We start from the raw sequence: 17,779 nt of genomic DNA, 5'->3' as shown, positions 1-17,779 counted from the left end.
TAGGGCCAAGTATCCTCAGCCACCTGCGAAGGAGGCGCCATTTGATAATTGTTTTCATTTGACCGTCAAGCGTAGACATCTTGCATCAACCTCTGTGGGAGCGAGCAGGCTCGCTCCCACAGGGGACTTTTCAACACAAAGATAGAGATACCCATGAAGTTTCTTTGTACCGCCGCCCAATTGCCCGACAACGGCAGCCGCGGTTTCGACCTCGACGGCCGCAAGCTCCTGGCCGTGCGGCGCGCCGGCCGGGTATATGCCTATCTCAATCGCTGCCCGCACCGTGGCGTGCCGCTGGAATGGCAACCCGACCAGTTCCTCGACCCCAGCGCCAGCCTGATCCAGTGCGCCACTCACGGCGCGCTGTTCCTGATCGAAAGTGGTGAATGCGTGGCCGGCCCCTGCGCCGGTCAGTTCCTGGCGGCGCTAGACAGCCGGGAGGATGAGCAAGGCATCTGGGTCAAGCTCTAGCAACACCGGCAACGCACGGTCCACCCACATCTGCTGGGGCGTCAGCGTCACCCCATAGGCCAACACCTCCACACCCGCCGCCACCGCCTCACGCAGGGCTGCGGCGTACACCGGGTCGATTTCATGGGCCGGACGCACGGCCTCGATGCCACTCAAGTTCACGCAATACAACTGCACCGCCCGCACGCCTTGCCGGGCCAGGCAGGCCAGTTCTCTCAAGTGCTTGGCCCCACGCAGGGTCACCGCATCGGGAAACGCCGCCACGTGGGTGCCATCGAACCCCAGCGTGACACTTTTGACTTCGACCCAGGCAGAGCCCTGTTCATAGTCCAGGCGAAAATCGATGCGGCTGTTTTCCACGCCATAGGCCACTTCACGCTTGAGCCCGGTAAACCCGTTCAGTTCGCTGATGACGCCTGCGCGCAAGGCTTCTTCGACCAAGGCATTGGCCCGTGCGGTATTGATGCAGGCGAGCCGTCCCTGAGGGGTTTCGCCGATTTCCCAAGTGCCGGGCAACTTGCGCTTGGGATCGCTGGAGCGACTGAACCAGACGCGCGCGCCTTCGGCCATGCAATTGAGCATCGAGCCAGTGTTGGGGCAGTGAATAGTCAGAAGTTCGCCGTGAACGGTCTCGATATCAGCGAGAAACCGCTTGTAACGTCGAATCAGACGCCCCTCTTCCAGTGCAGGAGAAAAACGCATCAGCCTTGCCAACTCCGCAGTCCGCGCCCGATTCGCTCCACCGCTTCCTGTAACCGCGGCAGGCTCTGTGTATAGGCGAAACGCACATGGTGGCCGGCCTGGTGGCGTCCGAAGTCCAGACCCGGCGTGAAGGCCACGTGTTCGGTTTCCAGGAAGTGCTGGCAGAACGCAAAGGCATCGCCGCCGAACGCGCTGATGTCGGCATAGAGGTAAAACGCCCCTTGCGGCACCACCGCGATACCGAAGCCCATTCCTCGCAAGGCCGGCAGCAGAAAGTCGCGGCGCAACGCGAACTCGGCCCGCCGCTGTTCGAAGATTTCGATCGTGGCGGGCTCGAAACAGGCCAGGGCGGCATACTGGGCCATGCTCGGCGCACTGATGTAGAGGTTCTGCGCAAGCTTTTCCAGCTCGCCGATGGCCGCCGAAGGGGCCACCAACCAGCCGAGCCGCCAACCGGTCATGCCGAAATACTTGGAAAAACTATTGAGGACAAAGGCGTCATCATCGACTTCCAGCACGCTGGCGGCATCGGTGCCATAAGTCAAACCGTGATAGATCTCATCCACCACCAGATGGCCGTTGTGGGCCTTGATGGCCTTGGACAGCCCCGCCAGCTCGTCCCGGGCCAGAATCGTCCCGGTCGGGTTGGCCGGCGAGGCCACCAACGCACCGACGCTGTCCTGGTCCCAATGACGGTTCACCAGGTCCGGCGTCAGTTGGTAACGCACATCCGGCCCCACCGGCACCAATTGCGCGGCGCCTTCCACCAGGCGCAGGAAATGACGGTTACAGGGATAGCCGGGGTCGGCCAACAGCCAATGCTTGCCCGGGTCTACCAACAAGGCACTGGCCAGCAGCAGCGCGCCGGAGCCGCCCGGCGTGATCATGATGCGTCGAGGGTCGATGTCGACGCCGTAGCGCTGCCCATAGAAACCCGCGATGGCCTCGCGCAGCTCAGGGATGCCCCGGGCCGCGGTGTAACGGGTCTTGCCCGCCGCCAGCGCGGCCTGGCCGGCCTGGATGATCGGCTCGGCGGTGGTGAAGTCCGGCTCGCCGATCTCCAAGTGAATGACGTCATGCCCGGCGGCTTGCAGTTCGTTGGCGCGGGCCAACAGCGCCATCACATGGAAAGGTTCGATGGCGCGGCTGCGCGCGCTGTAGGGCTGAGCCATTGGCCTTCCTTCAGGGGGGGAAAAGAACCGATTCTACTCAACTCGGGAAGCCCTGCGGGAACGAGCACGAACCCAAAGCGGTCAGAGCCCTCGGATTGCAGGAAATGACTCCCGCGATTGGCCCAGGCTTGACTAGAATCAAGCATTGAGCAGGTTTACATCCTCACCGAAGCGAACCCCGCCACGTTTTACAGGCCCCGGCCGCCGCAGGCTCGACAACCGGGAGTAGCGCGGCCCGATTTGATCTGGTAAGTTCGCCCGCTTGCAGCCGCAGGGCCGGCAGGTGTCGGTGATGGAGCAATCCTGCGTAGTGGATTACAAGAGTAGAGGCGGTCCATTCATGCCCACCCAAGCAAAGCAACAACCAAACACCATCAGCGGGTTTGAGCCTTACCACCCGCAACCCGGCGAAGAGTACATGGGCGCTCCCATGCGCGCGCACTTCACCAAGATCCTGAACAAGTGGAAACAGGACTTGATGCAGGAAGTCGACCGCACCGTGGATCACATGAAAGACGAAGCGGCCAACTTCCCCGATCCGGCCGACCGTGCCAGCCAGGAAGAAGAGTTCAGCCTCGAGCTACGCGCCCGTGACCGTGAGCGCAAGCTCATCAAGAAAATTGACAAGACCCTGCAACTGATCGAAGACGAAGAATACGGTTGGTGCGAGTCCTGCGGCATCGAGATCGGCCTTCGCCGTCTGGAAGCCCGACCGACCGCCGATCTATGCATCGACTGCAAGACCCTGGCGGAAATCAAGGAAAAACAGGTCGGCAAGTAATTGCTGGGGCTGTTACCGAAACGGAGCGTTCATACGCTCCGTTTTTTGTTTCCGAAGTTCTCTCCAAGGCTGATAAACCCCCTGTGGGAGCGAGCCTGCTCGCGATAGCGGTGGGTCAGCCAGCCTTGATGTGACAGATGCACCGCTATCGCGAGCAGGCTCGCTCCCACAGGGGATATGCTTTGTTGTCGAGATTGCTTTCCTCCTGCCCGGACCCAGTAACATTCGCCCTATGACTGCCTACATCGGACGCTTCGCCCCCACCCCCAGCGGCCATCTGCATTTCGGTTCGCTGGTCGCCGCATTGGCTTCGTACCTGGACGCCCGGGCCGTGGGCGGTCGCTGGTTGCTGCGCATGGAAGATCTCGACCCACCCCGGGAAGAGCCAGGCGCGCAAGCGGCGATTCTCAAGGCATTGGAAAGCTACGGGTTCGAATGGGACGGCGAGATGGCTCGCCAGAGCGAACGCCATGACGCCTACGATCAAGTCATCCACCGGCTGTTCAGCCAGGGGTTGGCCTATGCCTGCACCTGTTCGCGCAAACAACTGGAGGCCTACCAGGGTATTTATCCGGGACTGTGCCGCAATGCCGGGCACGGCACCGAGGACGCCGCCATCCGCCTGCGCGTCCCCGAGCTGGAATACCACTTCACCGACCGGGTCCAGGGCGAGTTCCGCCAGCACCTGGGCCGTGAGGTCGGTGACTTCGTGATCCGCCGTCGCGACGGGCTCTACGCTTATCAACTGGCCGTGGTCCTGGACGACGCCTGGCAAGGGGTCACCGATATCGTGCGCGGCGCCGACCTGCTGGACTCCACGCCGCGCCAGCTCTACCTGCAAGAACTGCTCGGGTTGCCACAACCGCGGTACCTCCACGTACCGTTGATCACCCAGCCCGACGGGCACAAGCTCGGCAAATCCTACCGTTCACCGCCGCTGGCGGCCGACCAGGCCACGCCGCTGCTGTTGCGGGCATTGCGCGCGCTGGGCCAGCAACCGGGCCTCGAACTGGTCGATGCCAGCCCACGGGAGCTGCTGGCCTGGGGCATTCGCCACTGGGACGCGGGCAAGATCCCGCGCACACTGAGCCTGCCCGAAGCGCAAATACGTTGACGGCCCTTGCAGCTTGGCGCCCATCCGTTACCATCGCCGCACGTTTTCGGGCACGCGCATAAATTAGAGAGGCCGGGATGTATATCTATCGCTTGGTCCTGCTCCTGGTAGTGGGGATTTACCTGTTCTCCCCGGCCATCATGGACTGGTGGATCGATGCCACGGGTGCCTGGTATCGGCCGTATCTGCTCTGGCTGATCCTGATTGTCGTGACCTTCATCCTGCAGAGCCAAAAAGATGCCGATGAGCTTTAGCCTGACCCAGATGATCCTGATCAGCGCCGCCTACCTGGCGGTGCTGTTCGGCGTAGCCTGGATCAGCGAACGAGGCATGATCCCCCGGGCGATCATCCGCCACCCGCTGACCTACACCCTGTCGCTGGGTGTCTATGCCAGCGCGTGGGCGTTCTATGGCACGGTCGGGCTGGCCTACCAATACGGCTATGGTTTCCTGTCCAGTTACCTTGGGGTGTCAGGGGCGTTCCTGCTGGCGCCAGTGTTGCTCTACCCGATCCTGAAAATCACCCGCACCTACCAACTGTCGTCACTGGCCGACCTGTTCGCCTTTCGCTTTCGCAGCACTTGGGCCGGCGCGCTGACCACGATCTTCATGCTGGTCGGCGTGTTGCCGCTGCTGGCCCTGCAAATCCAGGCCGTGGCCGATTCCATCAGCATCCTGACCCGCGAGCCAGTACAGCACCGAGTGGCGTTGAGCTTCTGTGCGCTGATCATTCTGTTCACGATTTTCTTCGGTTCCCGGCACATCGCCACGCGGGAAAAACACGAAGGCCTGGTGTTCGCGATCGCCTTCGAGTCGGTGATCAAGCTGATCGCCATCGGCGGCGTCGGCCTCTATGCCTTGTACGGCGTGTTCGATGGCCCGCAGCAGCTTGAGCTCTGGCTGCTGCAGAACCAGACCGCCCTCGCCGCCCTGCACACGCCTTTGCAGGAAGGCCCGTGGCGCACGCTGTTGCTGGTGTTCTTCGCCTCGGCGATCGTGATGCCGCACATGTACCACATGACCTTTACCGAAAACCTCAACCCGCGCTCGCTGGTGAGCGCCAGTTGGGGCCTGCCGTTGTTCCTGCTGTTGATGAGCCTGGCGGTGCCGCTGATCCTCTGGGCCGGCCTGAAGCTGGGCGCCAGCACCAACCCGGAATACTTCACCCTCGGCATCGGCATCGCCGCCAACAGCAAGGCCCTGGCATTATTGGCCTACGTCGGTGGCCTGTCGGCGGCCAGCGGCCTGATCATCGTCACCACGCTGGCTTTGTCGGGCATGGCCCTCAACCACCTGGTGCTGCCGCTCTACCAGCCGCCAGCCGAAGGCAACATCTATCGCTGGTTGAAGTGGACCCGACGGGCGCTGATCGTCGCGATCATCATGGCCGGCTACGGGTTCTACCTGATGCTCGGTGACGGGCAGGACCTGGCCAACCTGGGCATCGTCGCCTTCGTCGCCACCTTGCAGTTCCTGCCCGGCGTGCTGTCGGTGCTGTATTGGCCGACCGCCAACCGCCGCGGCTTCATCGCCGGCCTGCTGGCAGGAATCCTGGTGTGGCTGGTGGCGATGCTGCTGCCGCTGATGGGCAACCTGCAGGGTTTCTATATTCCGCTGTTGAACATGATCTACGTGCTCGACGACACCAGTTGGCACATGGCGGCCATCGCTTCCCTGGCGGCGAACGTGCTGATGTTCACCCTGATCTCGCTGTTCACCAACGCCAGCAGCGAAGAAGCCAGCGCCGCCGAGGCCTGTGCGGTGGACAACGTGCGTCGCCCGCAGCGCCGCGAGTTGCACGCCGCCTCACCCCAGGAGTTCGCCACGCAACTGGCCAAGCCCTTGGGTGCCAAGGCCGCGCAAAAGGAAGTCGAACAGGCCCTGCGCGACCTCTACTTGCCTTTCGATGAACGCCGCCCATACGCCTTGCGTCGCCTGCGGGACCGGATCGAGGCCAACCTGTCCGGCCTGATGGGCCCCAGCGTGGCCCAGGACATGGTCGAGACGTTCCTGCCCTACAAGGCTGGCGGCGAGAACTATGTCACCGAAGACATCCACTTCATCGAAAGCCGCCTCGAGGATTACCACTCGCGCCTCACCGGCCTGGCCGCCGAACTGGACGCCTTGCGCCGCTACCACCGCCAGACCCTGCAGGAACTGCCGATGGGCGTGTGCTCCCTGGCCAAGGACCAGGAAATCCTGATGTGGAACAAGGCCATGGAAGAGCTCACCGGAATCGCCGCCCAGCGCGTGGTCGGCTCGCGCCTGAGCACACTGGGCGAGCCGTGGAAAGGCTTGTTGCAAGGGTTCATCGACCTGCCGGATGAGCACTTGCACAAACAGCACCTGGCCCTCGACGGCCAGACCCGCTGGCTGAACCTGCACAAAGCGGCCATCGACGAACCGTTGGCGCCGGGTAACAGTGGCCTGGTGCTGCTGGTGGAAGACCTGACCGACACCCAAATGCTCGAAGACAAGCTGGTCCACTCCGAACGGCTGGCAAGCATCGGCCGCCTGGCCGCCGGGGTGGCCCACGAAATCGGCAACCCGATCACCGGTATCGCCTGCCTGGCGCAGAACCTGCGCGAAGAGCGCGAGGACGACGGCGAACTGACGGAAATCAGCGGGCAGATCCTCGAACAGACCAAGCGCGTGTCGCGCATCGTCCAGTCGCTGATGAGCTTCGCCCATGCTGGCGGCCACCAGCACAATGACGAGCCCGTCTGCCTGGCCGAAGTGGCCCAGGATGCCATTGGTCTGCTGGCCCTCAACCGGCGCAATTTCGAAGTGCAATTCTTCAACCTGTGCGATCCGGAGCACTGGGTCGATGGCGACCCCCAGCGACTCGCCCAGGTGTTGATCAACCTGCTATCCAACGCGCGGGACGCCTCACCGGCCGGCAGCGCAGTGCGGGTCAAGAGCGAAGCTTTCGAACACACGATCGACCTGATCGTCGAAGACGAAGGCAGCGGTATCCCACAGAACATCATGGACCGATTGTTCGAACCTTTCTTCACCACCAAGGATCCTGGCGAAGGCACCGGTCTGGGCCTCGCACTGGTCTATTCCATCGTTGAAGAGCATTATGGACAAATCACCATCGACAGCCCGGCCGATGTTCAGAGCCAACGCGGCACCCGTATCCGGGTAACCTTGCCGCGTCATGTCGAAGCGACGTCCGCTGTGAACTGAGACCGTCGAGAGAATCGAATCAATGCCGCACATTTTGATCGTCGAAGACGAAACAATTATCCGCTCCGCCTTGCGCCGCCTGCTGGAACGCAACCAGTACCAGGTCAGCGAAGCCGGTTCAGTGCAGGAAGCACAAGAACGTTTCAGCATCCCCACGTTCGACCTGATCGTCAGCGACCTGCGCCTGCCTGGCGCCCCGGGCACCGAGCTGATCAAGCTCGGCCAGGGCACGCCGGTGCTGATCATGACCAGCTACGCCAGCCTGCGCTCGGCGGTCGACTCCATGAAAATGGGCGCGGTGGACTACATCGCCAAACCATTCGACCACGACGAGATGCTCCAGGCCGTGGCCCGCATCCTGCGGGACCGGCAAACGGCGAGCAGCAATCCTGCGGAACCCGTCGGCAAGGCCAGCGCCTCGGCGAAAGCCGGCGCCAGCAACAGTAATGGCGAAATCGGCATCATTGGCTCCTGCCCGCCCATGCAAGACCTGTACGGCAAGATCCGCAAAGTCGCGCCGACCGACTCCAATGTCCTGATCCAGGGCGAGTCCGGCACCGGCAAGGAGCTGGTGGCCCGTGCCCTGCACAACCTGTCGCGACGGGCCAAGGCACCGATGATATCGGTGAACTGCGCAGCGATTCCGGAAAGCCTGATCGAGTCCGAACTGTTCGGTCATGAGAAAGGCGCGTTCACCGGCGCCAGCGCCGGGCGTGCCGGGCTGGTGGAAGCGGCTGACGGCGGCACGTTGTTCCTCGATGAAATCGGCGAGCTGCCACTCGAAGCCCAGGCGCGGTTGCTGCGGGTGCTCCAGGAAGGCGAAATCCGCCGGGTCGGCTCGGTGCAGTCGCAAAAGGTCGATGTCCGCCTGATCGCGGCCACCCACCGTGACCTCAAGAGCCTGGCGAAAATCGGCCAGTTCCGTGAAGACTTGTACTACCGCTTGCACGTCATCGCCTTGAAGCTCCCGGCCCTGCGCGAGCGTGGCGCGGACGTCAATGAAATTGCCCAGGCGTTTTTGGCCCGCCAGAGCGCGCGGGTCAACCGCACCGACCTCAAGTTCGCCCCGGACGCCGAACAGGCGATTCGTCATTACGCCTGGCCGGGTAACGTTCGCGAGCTGGAAAACGCGGTCGAGCGGGCGGTAATCCTCTGCGAGAGCCCGGAAATCTCCGCCGACCTGCTGGGCATCGACATCGAGCTTAGTGACCTGGACGACGAAGAATTCATCGGTCTGGCCCCGCAACAGGGCGGTGCTGCCAACAACACCAGCCACGAACCCACCGAAGACCTGTCCCTGGAAGACTACTTCCAGCACTTCGTACTGGAGCACCAGGACCACATGACCGAGACCGAACTGGCACGCAAGCTGGGCGTCAGCCGCAAGTGCCTGTGGGAACGTCGCCAGCGCCTGGGGATTCCACGGCGCAAGACCGGAGCGACCAGCGAAAGCTGAGGTGTGGGGGTAACACCGCTGAATGTGAAAAAACTGTTACCCCAGTCTTTTTCACGTAACAGAAGCCGGGGTTTACGGTAACGAAACCCCGGCTTTTTTTCGCCTCGGAAAAATGGCTATATCCCTAGAACCCCCGGTTTCGCTGGGTCTCGCAAAAGTTGGCACGCACCCTGCTATAGCTTTGGTACAAGAACAATAACAAGCAATGCAAAAGACAATAAAAATAAGACGAATCGACTCACGCACAATAAAAACAAGACGGCGAGAGGCGCAGCTAACTGATTCTTTTGGAGAGGCGTTGTATTTGGGGCTTGCCCCACAACCAGGCCGAGAACAATAAAAACTGTCTCAAGACAGGTGCCTGAACTGGTTGGATCGATTGATCACTGCAACACAGCGACCAAAGCAATCCGTTTGCTCTTGGCTCCCGATTGGGAGGGTCACGAAGGGAAAACCTCGTGGCGCGGGCACTCAACAAAAACAAGAAGCCCGAAACCAATAATAAAAACAGAGCACGCAACTAATTCTGGGGGAGCTTCGGCTCCCCTTGTGGTTTCTGTCGTTCCGCCTTCCCCGCTGCCTACACGCTTGTCGCCTGTAGCTTGCAGCTCAAAACTCCTCCGTCCTACACCATCCCTCGACTAAATGCTAGAATCCCGGCCCATCATGCGGTCATTCTTCGTTTTTGGCCGAACATTCCTTCAAACAGTGCATCCCATGCTGAAGAAGCTGTTCCAGTCATTCCGTTCTCCCTTGCGTCGTACGCAACACATTCGCAGCACGCCTGAAGTGCTCAACAGCGGCCAGCATTCACTGCAAAAGGCCCAGTTCAGCCGTTATGCGGTGAACATCGTCGAACGTTTGCAGAACGCCGGCTACCAGGCTTACCTGGTCGGTGGCTGTGTGCGCGACATGCTGCTCAACATCACCCCCAAGGATTTCGACGTCGCCACCAGCGCCACGCCGGAACAGATACGGGCCGAGTTTCGTAACGCCCGGATCATTGGCCGGCGCTTCAAGCTGGTCCATATCCACTTCGGCCGTGAAATCATCGAAGTGGCGACCTTCCGCGCCAATCACCCGCAAAGCGATGAAGAGGAAGACAGCAACCAGTCTTCCCGCAACGAGAGCGGGCGCATCCTGCGCGATAACGTCTACGGCACGCTGGAAGAAGACGCGCAACGCCGCGACTTCACCATCAATGCCCTGTATTACGATCCGGTCAGCGAACGCATCCTTGATTACGCCAACGGCGTACACGACATCCGCAATCGCCTGATCCGCCTGATCGGCGATCCCAAGCAACGCTACCAGGAAGACCCGGTGCGGATGCTGCGGGCCGTGCGTTTCGCCGCCAAACTGGATTTCGGCATCGAAAAACACAGCGCCCTGCCAATTCGCGAACTCGCACCGATGCTGCGGGAAATCCCCTCGGCCCGTCTGTTCGAGGAAGTGCTCAAGCTGTTCCTGTCGGGCAACGCGGCAGACACTTTCGAGATGCTGGTGGACCTGCAACTGTTCGATCCGCTGTTCCCCGCCAGCGCCGAAGCCCTGGAACACAATCCGACCTATACCCACACTTTGATCAGCGAAGCACTGATCAACACCGACCTGCGCATCAAGCAGAACAAGCCGGTGACGCCGGCGTTCCTGTTCGCCGCCCTGCTCTGGCCTGCCCTGCCGGCCCGGGTGCTGCGCCTGCAAGACCGTGGCATGCCGCCGATCCCGGCGATGCAGGAAGCCGCCCACGAGCTGATCGCCGAACAGTGCCAGCGCATCGCCATTCCAAAACGCTTCACCATGCCGATCCGCGAGATCTGGGACATGCAGGAGCGCCTGCCACGGCGCAGCGGCAAACGTGCCGACCTGCTGCTGGACAACCCGCGCTTCCGTGCCGGCTACGACTTCCTGCTGCTGCGTGAAAGCGCGGGCGAGCAGACCGATGGCCTGGGCGAATGGTGGACCGATTACCAGGACGCCAACGACAGCGAGCGCCGCGACATGATTCGCGAGCTCAGCGGCAAGGATGATGGCGCCAGCGGCCCACGCAAGCGTCGTCGCAGCAGCGGTGCCAAGCGTAAACGGGCCAGTGAACCGAGCGCTTCGGGCGAATAATCGATGGAACGCATCTACATTGGCATGGGCAGCAACCTCGCCGAACCCGCCGAACAATTGCGCAGTGCCGTCCAGGCGCTGGCGCAACTGCCTGACACCCAACTCGCGGGTGTTTCAGCGTTCTATCAAAGCGATTCCCTGCTACCCGGCCAGCCGCGCTACACCAACGCGGTGACAGCGCTGGACAGCCGCCTGGCACCGCTGGATCTGCTCGATGCGCTGCAAGCGATCGAAACCGGACAGGGCCGCGAACGCCTCGAACGTTGGGGGCCGCGGACCTTGGACCTGGACATCCTGCTGTTCGGCGATCACCTGATCGACGAGCCTCGCCTCAAGGTTCCTCACTACCATATGCAGGCCCGGGCCTTTGTGCTGTATCCGTTGGCCGAACTGGCGCCCGCCGACCTGCGCCTGGCCGATGGGCGCCTGCTCAAGGATCTCCTCGCGGCGTGCCCATTCGTCGGCCTGGAACGCCTGCCACCGAACTGATGCAGCCTAAGGGAGCCCCTGGCCTGAAGATGTCGACTGTTAGATCGCCTTCGCGAGCAAGCCCGCTCCCACAGTAGATCTGTGTGGTACACAAAGTTTGTGTCCGCTGAAGATCCAATGTGGGAGCGGGCTTGCTCGCGAAGAGGCCCGCAGGTCCAACATCATCAGCAACTGACACCCCATCCCAAGCTGAAACGCATCAGTCACCCCGGTAACACCCGGCGGTAACACATCCAATTGACTTCCCGAGTGCTCCTCACGACTATAGGCGTCCCGTCGCCGCCAACGCGGCGCTAATGGGCGTAATCCAGGCCTTACAAGCACCACGCATAGAAGGTGCGCCTGTATTCGAGCGCCTAATGAGGACTTTTTCATGCCAGCTATTACCCTGACCACGCTGCAAGGTCTCAAGCAAAAAGGTGAAAAAATCACCATGCTGACCTGCTATGACGCAACCTTCGCCCACGCCTGCAATGAGGCCGGTGTCGAAGTGCTGCTGGTGGGCGATTCCCTCGGCATGGTGCTGCAAGGTCACGACAGCACGCTGCCGGTGACCACCGCCGAGATGGCCTACCATGTGGCCGCCGTCAAACGCGGTAACACCGATGCACTGATCCTCGCCGACCTGCCGTTCATGGCCTACGCCACCCTCGAGCAAACCATGACCAACAGCGCCATGCTGATGCAGGCTGGTGCCCACATGGTCAAGATCGAAGGCGCGTTGTGGCTGGCCGATTCGATTCGGCTGCTGGCCGAGCGGGGCATCCCGGTGTGCGCGCACCTGGGCCTGACCCCGCAAGCGGTAAATATCCTCGGCGGCTACAAGGTCCAAGGCCGCAACGAGAACCAGGCGCGGCAAATGCGCGCCGATGCGATTGCGTTGGAGCAGGCGGGCGCGGCGATGTTGCTGCTCGAATGCGTGCCCAGCGAGCTGGCTGAAGAAATCACCCAGGCGGTGAAGATTCCGGTAATAGGAATCGGCGCCGGCAGCGCCACCGATGGCCAGGTATTGGTGCTGCACGACATGCTCGGGCTGTCGATCACCGGTCGTGTGCCCAAGTTCGTGAAGAACTTCATGGCGGGGCAAACTTCTATCCACGGCGCCTTGAGTGCCTACGTCGCTGAAGTCAAGGCCGCGACCTTCCCGGGCGCCGAACACGGATTTTCCGCATGAACACCGTTAAAACCGTACGCGAACTGCGGGCCGCCGTGGCCCGTGCCCGCGGCGAAGGCAAGCGCATCGCCTTCGTGCCGACCATGGGCAACCTGCACAGCGGTCACGTGGCGCTGGTCACCAAGGCTGCGCAACGGGCCGACTTCGTGGTGGCGAGCATTTTCGTCAACCCCCTGCAATTCGGCGCCGGCGAAGACTTGGACAAATACCCCCGTACCCTGGCGGCCGATCAGGAGAAACTACTCCAGGCCGGCTGCCACTTGCTGTTCGCCCCCAGCGTCGAAGAAATGTACCCCGACGGCATGACCGGACAAACCCGAGTCAGCGTTCCACAGTTGTCCGAAGGCTTGTGCGGCGCCAGCCGTCCCGGGCATTTCGAGGGAGTGGCGACGGTGGTCAGCAAACTGTTCAACATGGTCCAGCCTGACCTGGCGGTGTTTGGCCAGAAAGATTTCCAGCAACTGGCGGTGATCCGCGCCCTGGTCCATGACCTGAACATGCCGATCCAGATCATCGGCGAGCCGACCGTTCGCGCCGAAGACGGCCTGGCACTGTCGTCACGCAATGGCTTCCTCAGCCCGGAGCAACGCGCTGTCGCGCCCGTGGTCTATCGCGCCCTGAACCAGATCGCCGAGGCAATCAAGCAGGGTCAGCGGGACTTCCCGGCGCTGATCGGTGAACAGCTCAAGCAGCTCGAAGCCGCCGGCCTGCGTCCCGACTACCTGGAAATCCGTCACGCCAAGACCTTGCGCCCGGCGTCGAGCGAGGACCGCGACCTGGTGATCCTGGTCGCAGCCTTCCTGGGTACCACGCGCCTGATCGACAATCTGCACCTGGATCTCGACACCCCCGCCTAAACCTACGCACACCCCGCGGGAGGAGGCCCGTGGGAGCAAAGCTTGCTCGCGATAGCGGTCTGACAGTCAACATAGGTATTGAATGTGACCTCGTCATCGCGAGCAAGCTTTGCTCCCACAATGTTCGCCCCCACAGCCATTCAGTTTGCCCGCAAGATCTCATCGCGTTTCCGTCTGTCGGCCCCTTCCCCTCCTCGATGTATAAAAAAGTACCGGGAACCAGTCAGACAAAGTCAAGACAGATCGCAACGCGAGGTTTACTGTAGTCGCCCTGTGTCCGGCGATCGTGTCGATGCAGTGTCCGGACGCCCACCTCGAGCCGCGCCGGAATTTTTCGTGTACAAAAGGTCGTTCAAGTAAAAAGGAAACCCGCAGCGATGGCGTATTACCGAACCCCTCATGACGTGACCGCTCTGCCAGCCTGGCAAGCGCTGAATGACCACCGCAAAGCCATGCAGGATTTCAGCATGCGCGAAGCGTTCAATGCCGATCCGCAGCGTTTTACACAATTCACCCTGTCGAGCTGCGGTCTGTTTCTCGACTACTCGAAAAACCTGATCAACGCCCAGACCCGCGACCTGCTGGTGGGCCTGGCCAACGAGGTCGACCTGAAGGGCGCCATCAAGGCGCTGTTCGAAGGCGAAATCGTCAACGCCTCGGAAAAACGCCCCGCCCTGCACACCGCCCTGCGCCGGCCGGTGGGCGACAAGTTGCTCGTCAACGGCGTCAACGTGATGCCGGACGTGCACAAAGTGCTGAACCAGATCACCGACCTGGTGGGCCGCATTCACGACGGTCTGTGGCGTGGCTACACCGAGAAGCCGATCACCGACGTGGTCAACATCGGCATTGGTGGTTCCTTCCTCGGCCCGGAACTGGTGTCCGAAGCGCTGCTGTCCTACGCGCAAAAAGGCGTTCGCTGCCACTACCTGGCGAACATCGACGGCAGTGAGTTCCATGAACTGACCATGAAGCTGCGCGCCGAAACCACGCTGTTCATCGTTTCGTCGAAATCCTTCAACACCCTCGAAACCCTGAAGAACGCTCAAGCCGCCCGCGCCTGGTACCTGGCCCAGGGTGGTTCCGAAGCGGAGCTGTATCGCCACTTCATCGCCGTGTCGAGCAACAATGCCGCCGCCGTCGCCTTCGGCATCCGTGAAGAAAACATCTTCCCGATGTGGGACTGGGTCGGCGGTCGCTACTCGCTGTGGTCGGCCATCGGCCTGCCTATCGCCCTGGCCATCGGCATGTCGAACTTCAAGGAATTGCTCTCCGGCGCCTATTCCATGGACCAGCATTTCCAGAGCGCCCCATTCGAGCAGAACATGCCGGTGCTGCTGGCGCTGCTGGGCGTGTGGTACGGCAACTTCTGGGGCGCGCAGAGCCATGCGATCCTGCCGTACGACCACTACCTGCGTAACATCACCAAGCATTTGCAGCAGTTGGACATGGAATCCAACGGCAAGAGCGTGCGCCAGGACGGTACCCCGGTGTCGACCGACACAGGCCCGGTCATCTGGGGCGGCGTTGGCTGCAACGGTCAGCACGCCTACCACCAGTTGCTGCACCAGGGCACCCAGTTGATCCCGGCCGACTTCATCGTGCCGATCGTCAGCTTCAACCCGGTTGCCGACCATCACCAGTGGCTGTACGCCAACTGCCTGTCCCAGAGCCAGGCGCTGATGCTGGGCAAGACCCGCGCCGAAGCCGAAGCCGAGTTGCGGGACAAGGGCGCCAGCGAAGAAGAGGTGCAGAAACTGGCCTCCCACAAGGTGATTCCGGGCAACCGTCCAAGCAACACCCTGGTCGTCGAACGCATCAGCCCACGGCGCCTCGGCGCACTGGTGGCGCTGTATGAACACAAAGTGTTCGTGCAGAGCGTGGTCTGGGGCATCAACGCCTTCGACCAATGGGGCGTGGAACTGGGCAAGGAACTGGGCAAGGGCGTCTACAACCGCCTGGTAGGCAGCGAAGAAAACCCTGCCGAAGATGCCTCGACCCAAGGCTTGATCAACTACTTCCGCGGGCGTCATCGCGGCTGATCCCTGGGTTTGCATTCCTCCTGTGGGAGCGGGCTTGCTCGCGAAGACGGTGTGTCAGTTGCCATTAATGTGTCTGACACACCGCTTTCGCGAGCAAGCCCGCTCCCACACGGGCTCCATGAACAACTTGAACTGAATATTCACTGGGCGCATCTTTATATCTTGTCGCAAAACAAGAATAAGGAACCGTCATGTTCGATATCAGCCAGTACCCCCAAGCCGATGCCGTCCGCCGGGCTGCGCAACTGAGTCAGGACGAGTACAAGCGGCTCTACAAGGAATCCATTGAACATCCCAGTGCCTTCTGGGGCGAGCAAGCGACGCGCTTTCTCGACTGGATGACGCCCTGGCAAACCGTCCAGCGCTATGACCTCAAGAACGGCGACGCGTCCTGGTTCGCCGGCGGCCAGCTGAACGTCAGCGCCAATTGCATCGACCGCCACCTGGCCACACGGGGCGACCAGATCGCGATCATCTGGGAAGGCGACGACCCTGCCGAATCGGCAGAAATCACCTACAAAAAACTTCACAACCATGTGTGCCGCCTGGCCAACGTGCTGAAAAGCCGTGGCGTGAAGAAAGGCGATCGGGTCTGCATCTACATGCCGATGATCCCCGAGGCCGCCTACGCCATGCTCGCCTGCAGCCGCATCGGCGCTGTGCATTCGGTGGTGTTCGGCGGCTTCTCGCCGGACTCCCTGCGCGACCGGATTCTCGACGCCGATTGCCGCACCGTGATCACCGCTGACGAAGGTGTACGCGGCGGGCGCTTCATACCGCTCAAGCGCAACGTCGACAAGGCGCTGGAAAGCTGCCCAAACGTCAGCACCGTGCTGGTGGTCGAGCGCACCCAGGGCGAAGTGGCCTGGGTAGAAGGTCGTGACCTCTGGTACCACCAGGCCATGCACGACATCAGCGATGATTGCCCGCCCGAACCGATGGACGCCGAAGATCCGTTGTTCATCCTCTACACCTCCGGCAGTACCGGCAAACCCAAGGGTGTGCTGCACACCACCGGCGGCTATCTGCTGCAAGCGGCGATGACGTTCAAGTACGTGCTCGACTACCGCGACAACGAAGTGTTCTGGTGCACCGCCGATGTCGGCTGGGTCACCGGTCATAGCTACATCGTCTACGGCCCGCTGGCCAACGGCGCCACCACGCTGATCTTCGAGGGCGTGCCGAGCCACCCGAGCAGCTCGCGCTTCTGGCAGGTGATCGACAAGCATCAGGTCAACATTTTCTACACCGCACCGACCGCCCTGCGCGCGTTGATGCGCGAAGGGGCCGGACCGTTGCAGGAAACGTCCCGCAAAAGCCTGCGATTGCTCGGCAGCGTCGGCGAGCCAATCAACCCGGAGGCGTGGGAATGGTATTTCAACGTGGTAGGCGAACAGCGCTGCCCGATTGTCGATACCTGGTGGCAGACCGAAACTGGCGGCATCATGCTCAGCCCCTTGGTCAGTACCCCACGGCTCAAGCCAGGCTGCGCCACCCGGCCGATGTTCGGCGTGCAACCGGTCTTGCTGGATGAAGTGGGCAAGGAAATCAACGGCGCCGGCAGCGGCGTGCTGGCCATCAAGTCCAGTTGGCCAGGGCAGATTCGCAGCGTCTACGGCGATCATCAACGCATGGTCGACACCTACTTCAAGCCTTACCCGGGTTATTACTTCACTGGCGACGGCGCGCGCCGTGACGAAGACGGCGATTACTGGATCACCGGGCGCATCGATGACGTGATCAACGTCTCCGGGCATCGCATTGGCACCGCCGAGGTGGAAAGCGCCTTGGTGCTGCACGACAGCATCGCCGAAGCCGCCGTGGTCGGTTACCCCCATGACCTCAAGGGCCAGGGCATCTATGCCTTTGTCACGCCGATGAACGGTGTGGAGGCCAACGAAGAGTTGAAGAAGGAATTGCTCGCCCACGTCAGCAAGGAAATCGGCAGCTTCGCCAAGCCGGAACTGATCCAATGGGCGCCGGCGTTGCCCAAGACCCGTTCGGGCAAGATCATGCGGCGCATCCTGCGCAAGATCGCCTGCAACGAACTCGACAGCCTCGGTGATACTTCGACCCTGGCCGATCCAAGCGTGGTGGAAGGGTTGATCGACAAACGGCTGAATCGCTAGGCCAAACACAAGACCCTGTGGCGAGGGAGCTTGCTCCCGCTGGGGTGCGAAGCGCCCCCATGATTTTGGGAGTGCTGCGCACTCC

General features: G+C 61.8%; 14 protein-coding genes. 12 read left to right on the top strand and 2 right to left on the bottom strand.

What is annotated here, in order from left to right; genetic code table 11:
* Positions 1–153: 153 nt before the first annotated feature.
* A complete protein-coding gene (locus J3361_RS26700; protein WP_207967067.1) occupies positions 154–471 on the top strand; it encodes a Rieske (2Fe-2S) protein in 318 nt (105 codons plus the stop codon).
* On the opposite strand, the gene sfsA is transcribed toward J3361_RS26700, so the two are convergent.
* Together sfsA and J3361_RS26690 are read right to left on the bottom strand one after the other, a co-directional pair.
* Entirely contained in the window at positions 427–1,173 is a 747-nt protein-coding gene (gene sfsA, locus J3361_RS26695) for a DNA/RNA nuclease SfsA (protein ID WP_207967066.1), read from the bottom strand. The two genes, J3361_RS26700 and sfsA, sit on opposite strands and share 45 nt — an antisense overlap.
* Positions 1,173–2,345 carry a pyridoxal phosphate-dependent aminotransferase gene (locus tag J3361_RS26690; protein WP_207967065.1) on the bottom strand — a complete coding sequence of 391 codons (1,173 nt, stop codon included), beginning with the start codon at positions 2,343–2,345 and terminating at the stop codon, positions 1,173–1,175. The genes sfsA and J3361_RS26690 overlap by 1 nt, the downstream gene beginning before the upstream one ends.
* A 340-nt stretch (positions 2,346–2,685) precedes the next feature.
* Here J3361_RS26690 and dksA point away from each other — a divergent pair, with 340 nt between their 5' ends.
* From dksA to acs, 11 genes are all read left to right on the top strand, one after another.
* Positions 2,686–3,126 (top strand): RNA polymerase-binding protein DksA, encoded by a 441-nt coding sequence (gene dksA / locus J3361_RS26685; protein WP_207967064.1) that lies wholly within the window; start codon positions 2,686–2,688, stop codon positions 3,124–3,126.
* Positions 3,127–3,358: 232 nt separating this feature from the next.
* Positions 3,359–4,240, top strand: coding sequence for a tRNA glutamyl-Q(34) synthetase GluQRS (gene gluQRS / locus J3361_RS26680; RefSeq protein ID WP_207967063.1), 882 nt, complete (start codon positions 3,359–3,361; stop codon positions 4,238–4,240).
* A gap of 77 nt (positions 4,241–4,317) precedes the next feature.
* Positions 4,318–4,494, top strand: coding sequence for a hypothetical protein (locus J3361_RS26675; protein ID WP_003176118.1), 177 nt, complete (start codon positions 4,318–4,320; stop codon positions 4,492–4,494).
* Positions 4,478–7,432, top strand: coding sequence for a sensor histidine kinase (locus J3361_RS26670; RefSeq protein WP_186709097.1), 2,955 nt, complete (start codon positions 4,478–4,480; stop codon positions 7,430–7,432). Before J3361_RS26675 ends, J3361_RS26670 begins: the two co-directional genes overlap by 17 nt.
* 22 nt (positions 7,433–7,454) lie before the next feature.
* Positions 7,455–8,888: a sigma-54 dependent transcriptional regulator gene (locus J3361_RS26665; protein ID WP_207967062.1), complete on the top strand. Its 1,434-nt coding sequence runs from the start codon at positions 7,455–7,457 to the stop codon at positions 8,886–8,888.
* Positions 8,889–9,605: 717 nt separating this feature from the next.
* The gene (locus J3361_RS26660) at positions 9,606–11,003 is read left to right on the top strand and encodes a polynucleotide adenylyltransferase PcnB (protein ID WP_207967061.1); all 1,398 of its coding nucleotides are present in this window, start codon (positions 9,606–9,608) and stop codon (positions 11,001–11,003) included.
* Between the two features lie 3 nt (positions 11,004–11,006).
* Positions 11,007–11,492, top strand: coding sequence for a 2-amino-4-hydroxy-6-hydroxymethyldihydropteridine diphosphokinase (gene folK / locus J3361_RS26655; protein ID WP_207967060.1), 486 nt, complete (start codon positions 11,007–11,009; stop codon positions 11,490–11,492).
* Between the two features lie 373 nt (positions 11,493–11,865).
* Complete coding sequence (gene panB / locus J3361_RS26650) at positions 11,866–12,666, top strand: 3-methyl-2-oxobutanoate hydroxymethyltransferase (protein ID WP_207967059.1); 801 nt, start codon at positions 11,866–11,868, stop codon at positions 12,664–12,666.
* On the top strand, positions 12,663–13,523 hold the full coding sequence (panC, locus tag J3361_RS26645) for a pantoate--beta-alanine ligase (protein WP_207967058.1): 861 nt from the start codon (positions 12,663–12,665) through the stop codon (positions 13,521–13,523). The genes panB and panC overlap by 4 nt, the downstream gene beginning before the upstream one ends.
* Before the next feature lie 377 nt (positions 13,524–13,900).
* Positions 13,901–15,565 carry a glucose-6-phosphate isomerase gene (gene pgi, locus J3361_RS26640; RefSeq protein ID WP_207967057.1) on the top strand — a complete coding sequence of 555 codons (1,665 nt, stop codon included), beginning with the start codon at positions 13,901–13,903 and terminating at the stop codon, positions 15,563–15,565.
* A gap of 191 nt (positions 15,566–15,756) precedes the next feature.
* Complete coding sequence (acs, locus tag J3361_RS26635) at positions 15,757–17,694, top strand: acetate--CoA ligase (protein WP_207967056.1); 1,938 nt, start codon at positions 15,757–15,759, stop codon at positions 17,692–17,694.
* The last annotated feature ends 85 nt before the right edge of the window (positions 17,695–17,779 follow it).

Origin of the sequence: Pseudomonas sp. OA65 (assembly GCF_017498305.1) — a bacterium.
In the GTDB taxonomy this organism is placed as follows: domain Bacteria; phylum Pseudomonadota; class Gammaproteobacteria; order Pseudomonadales; family Pseudomonadaceae; genus Aquipseudomonas; species Aquipseudomonas zanjanensis.
Note: the sequence above shows the minus strand (reverse complement) of the source record. Positions and strands in the feature narration are given on the sequence as shown.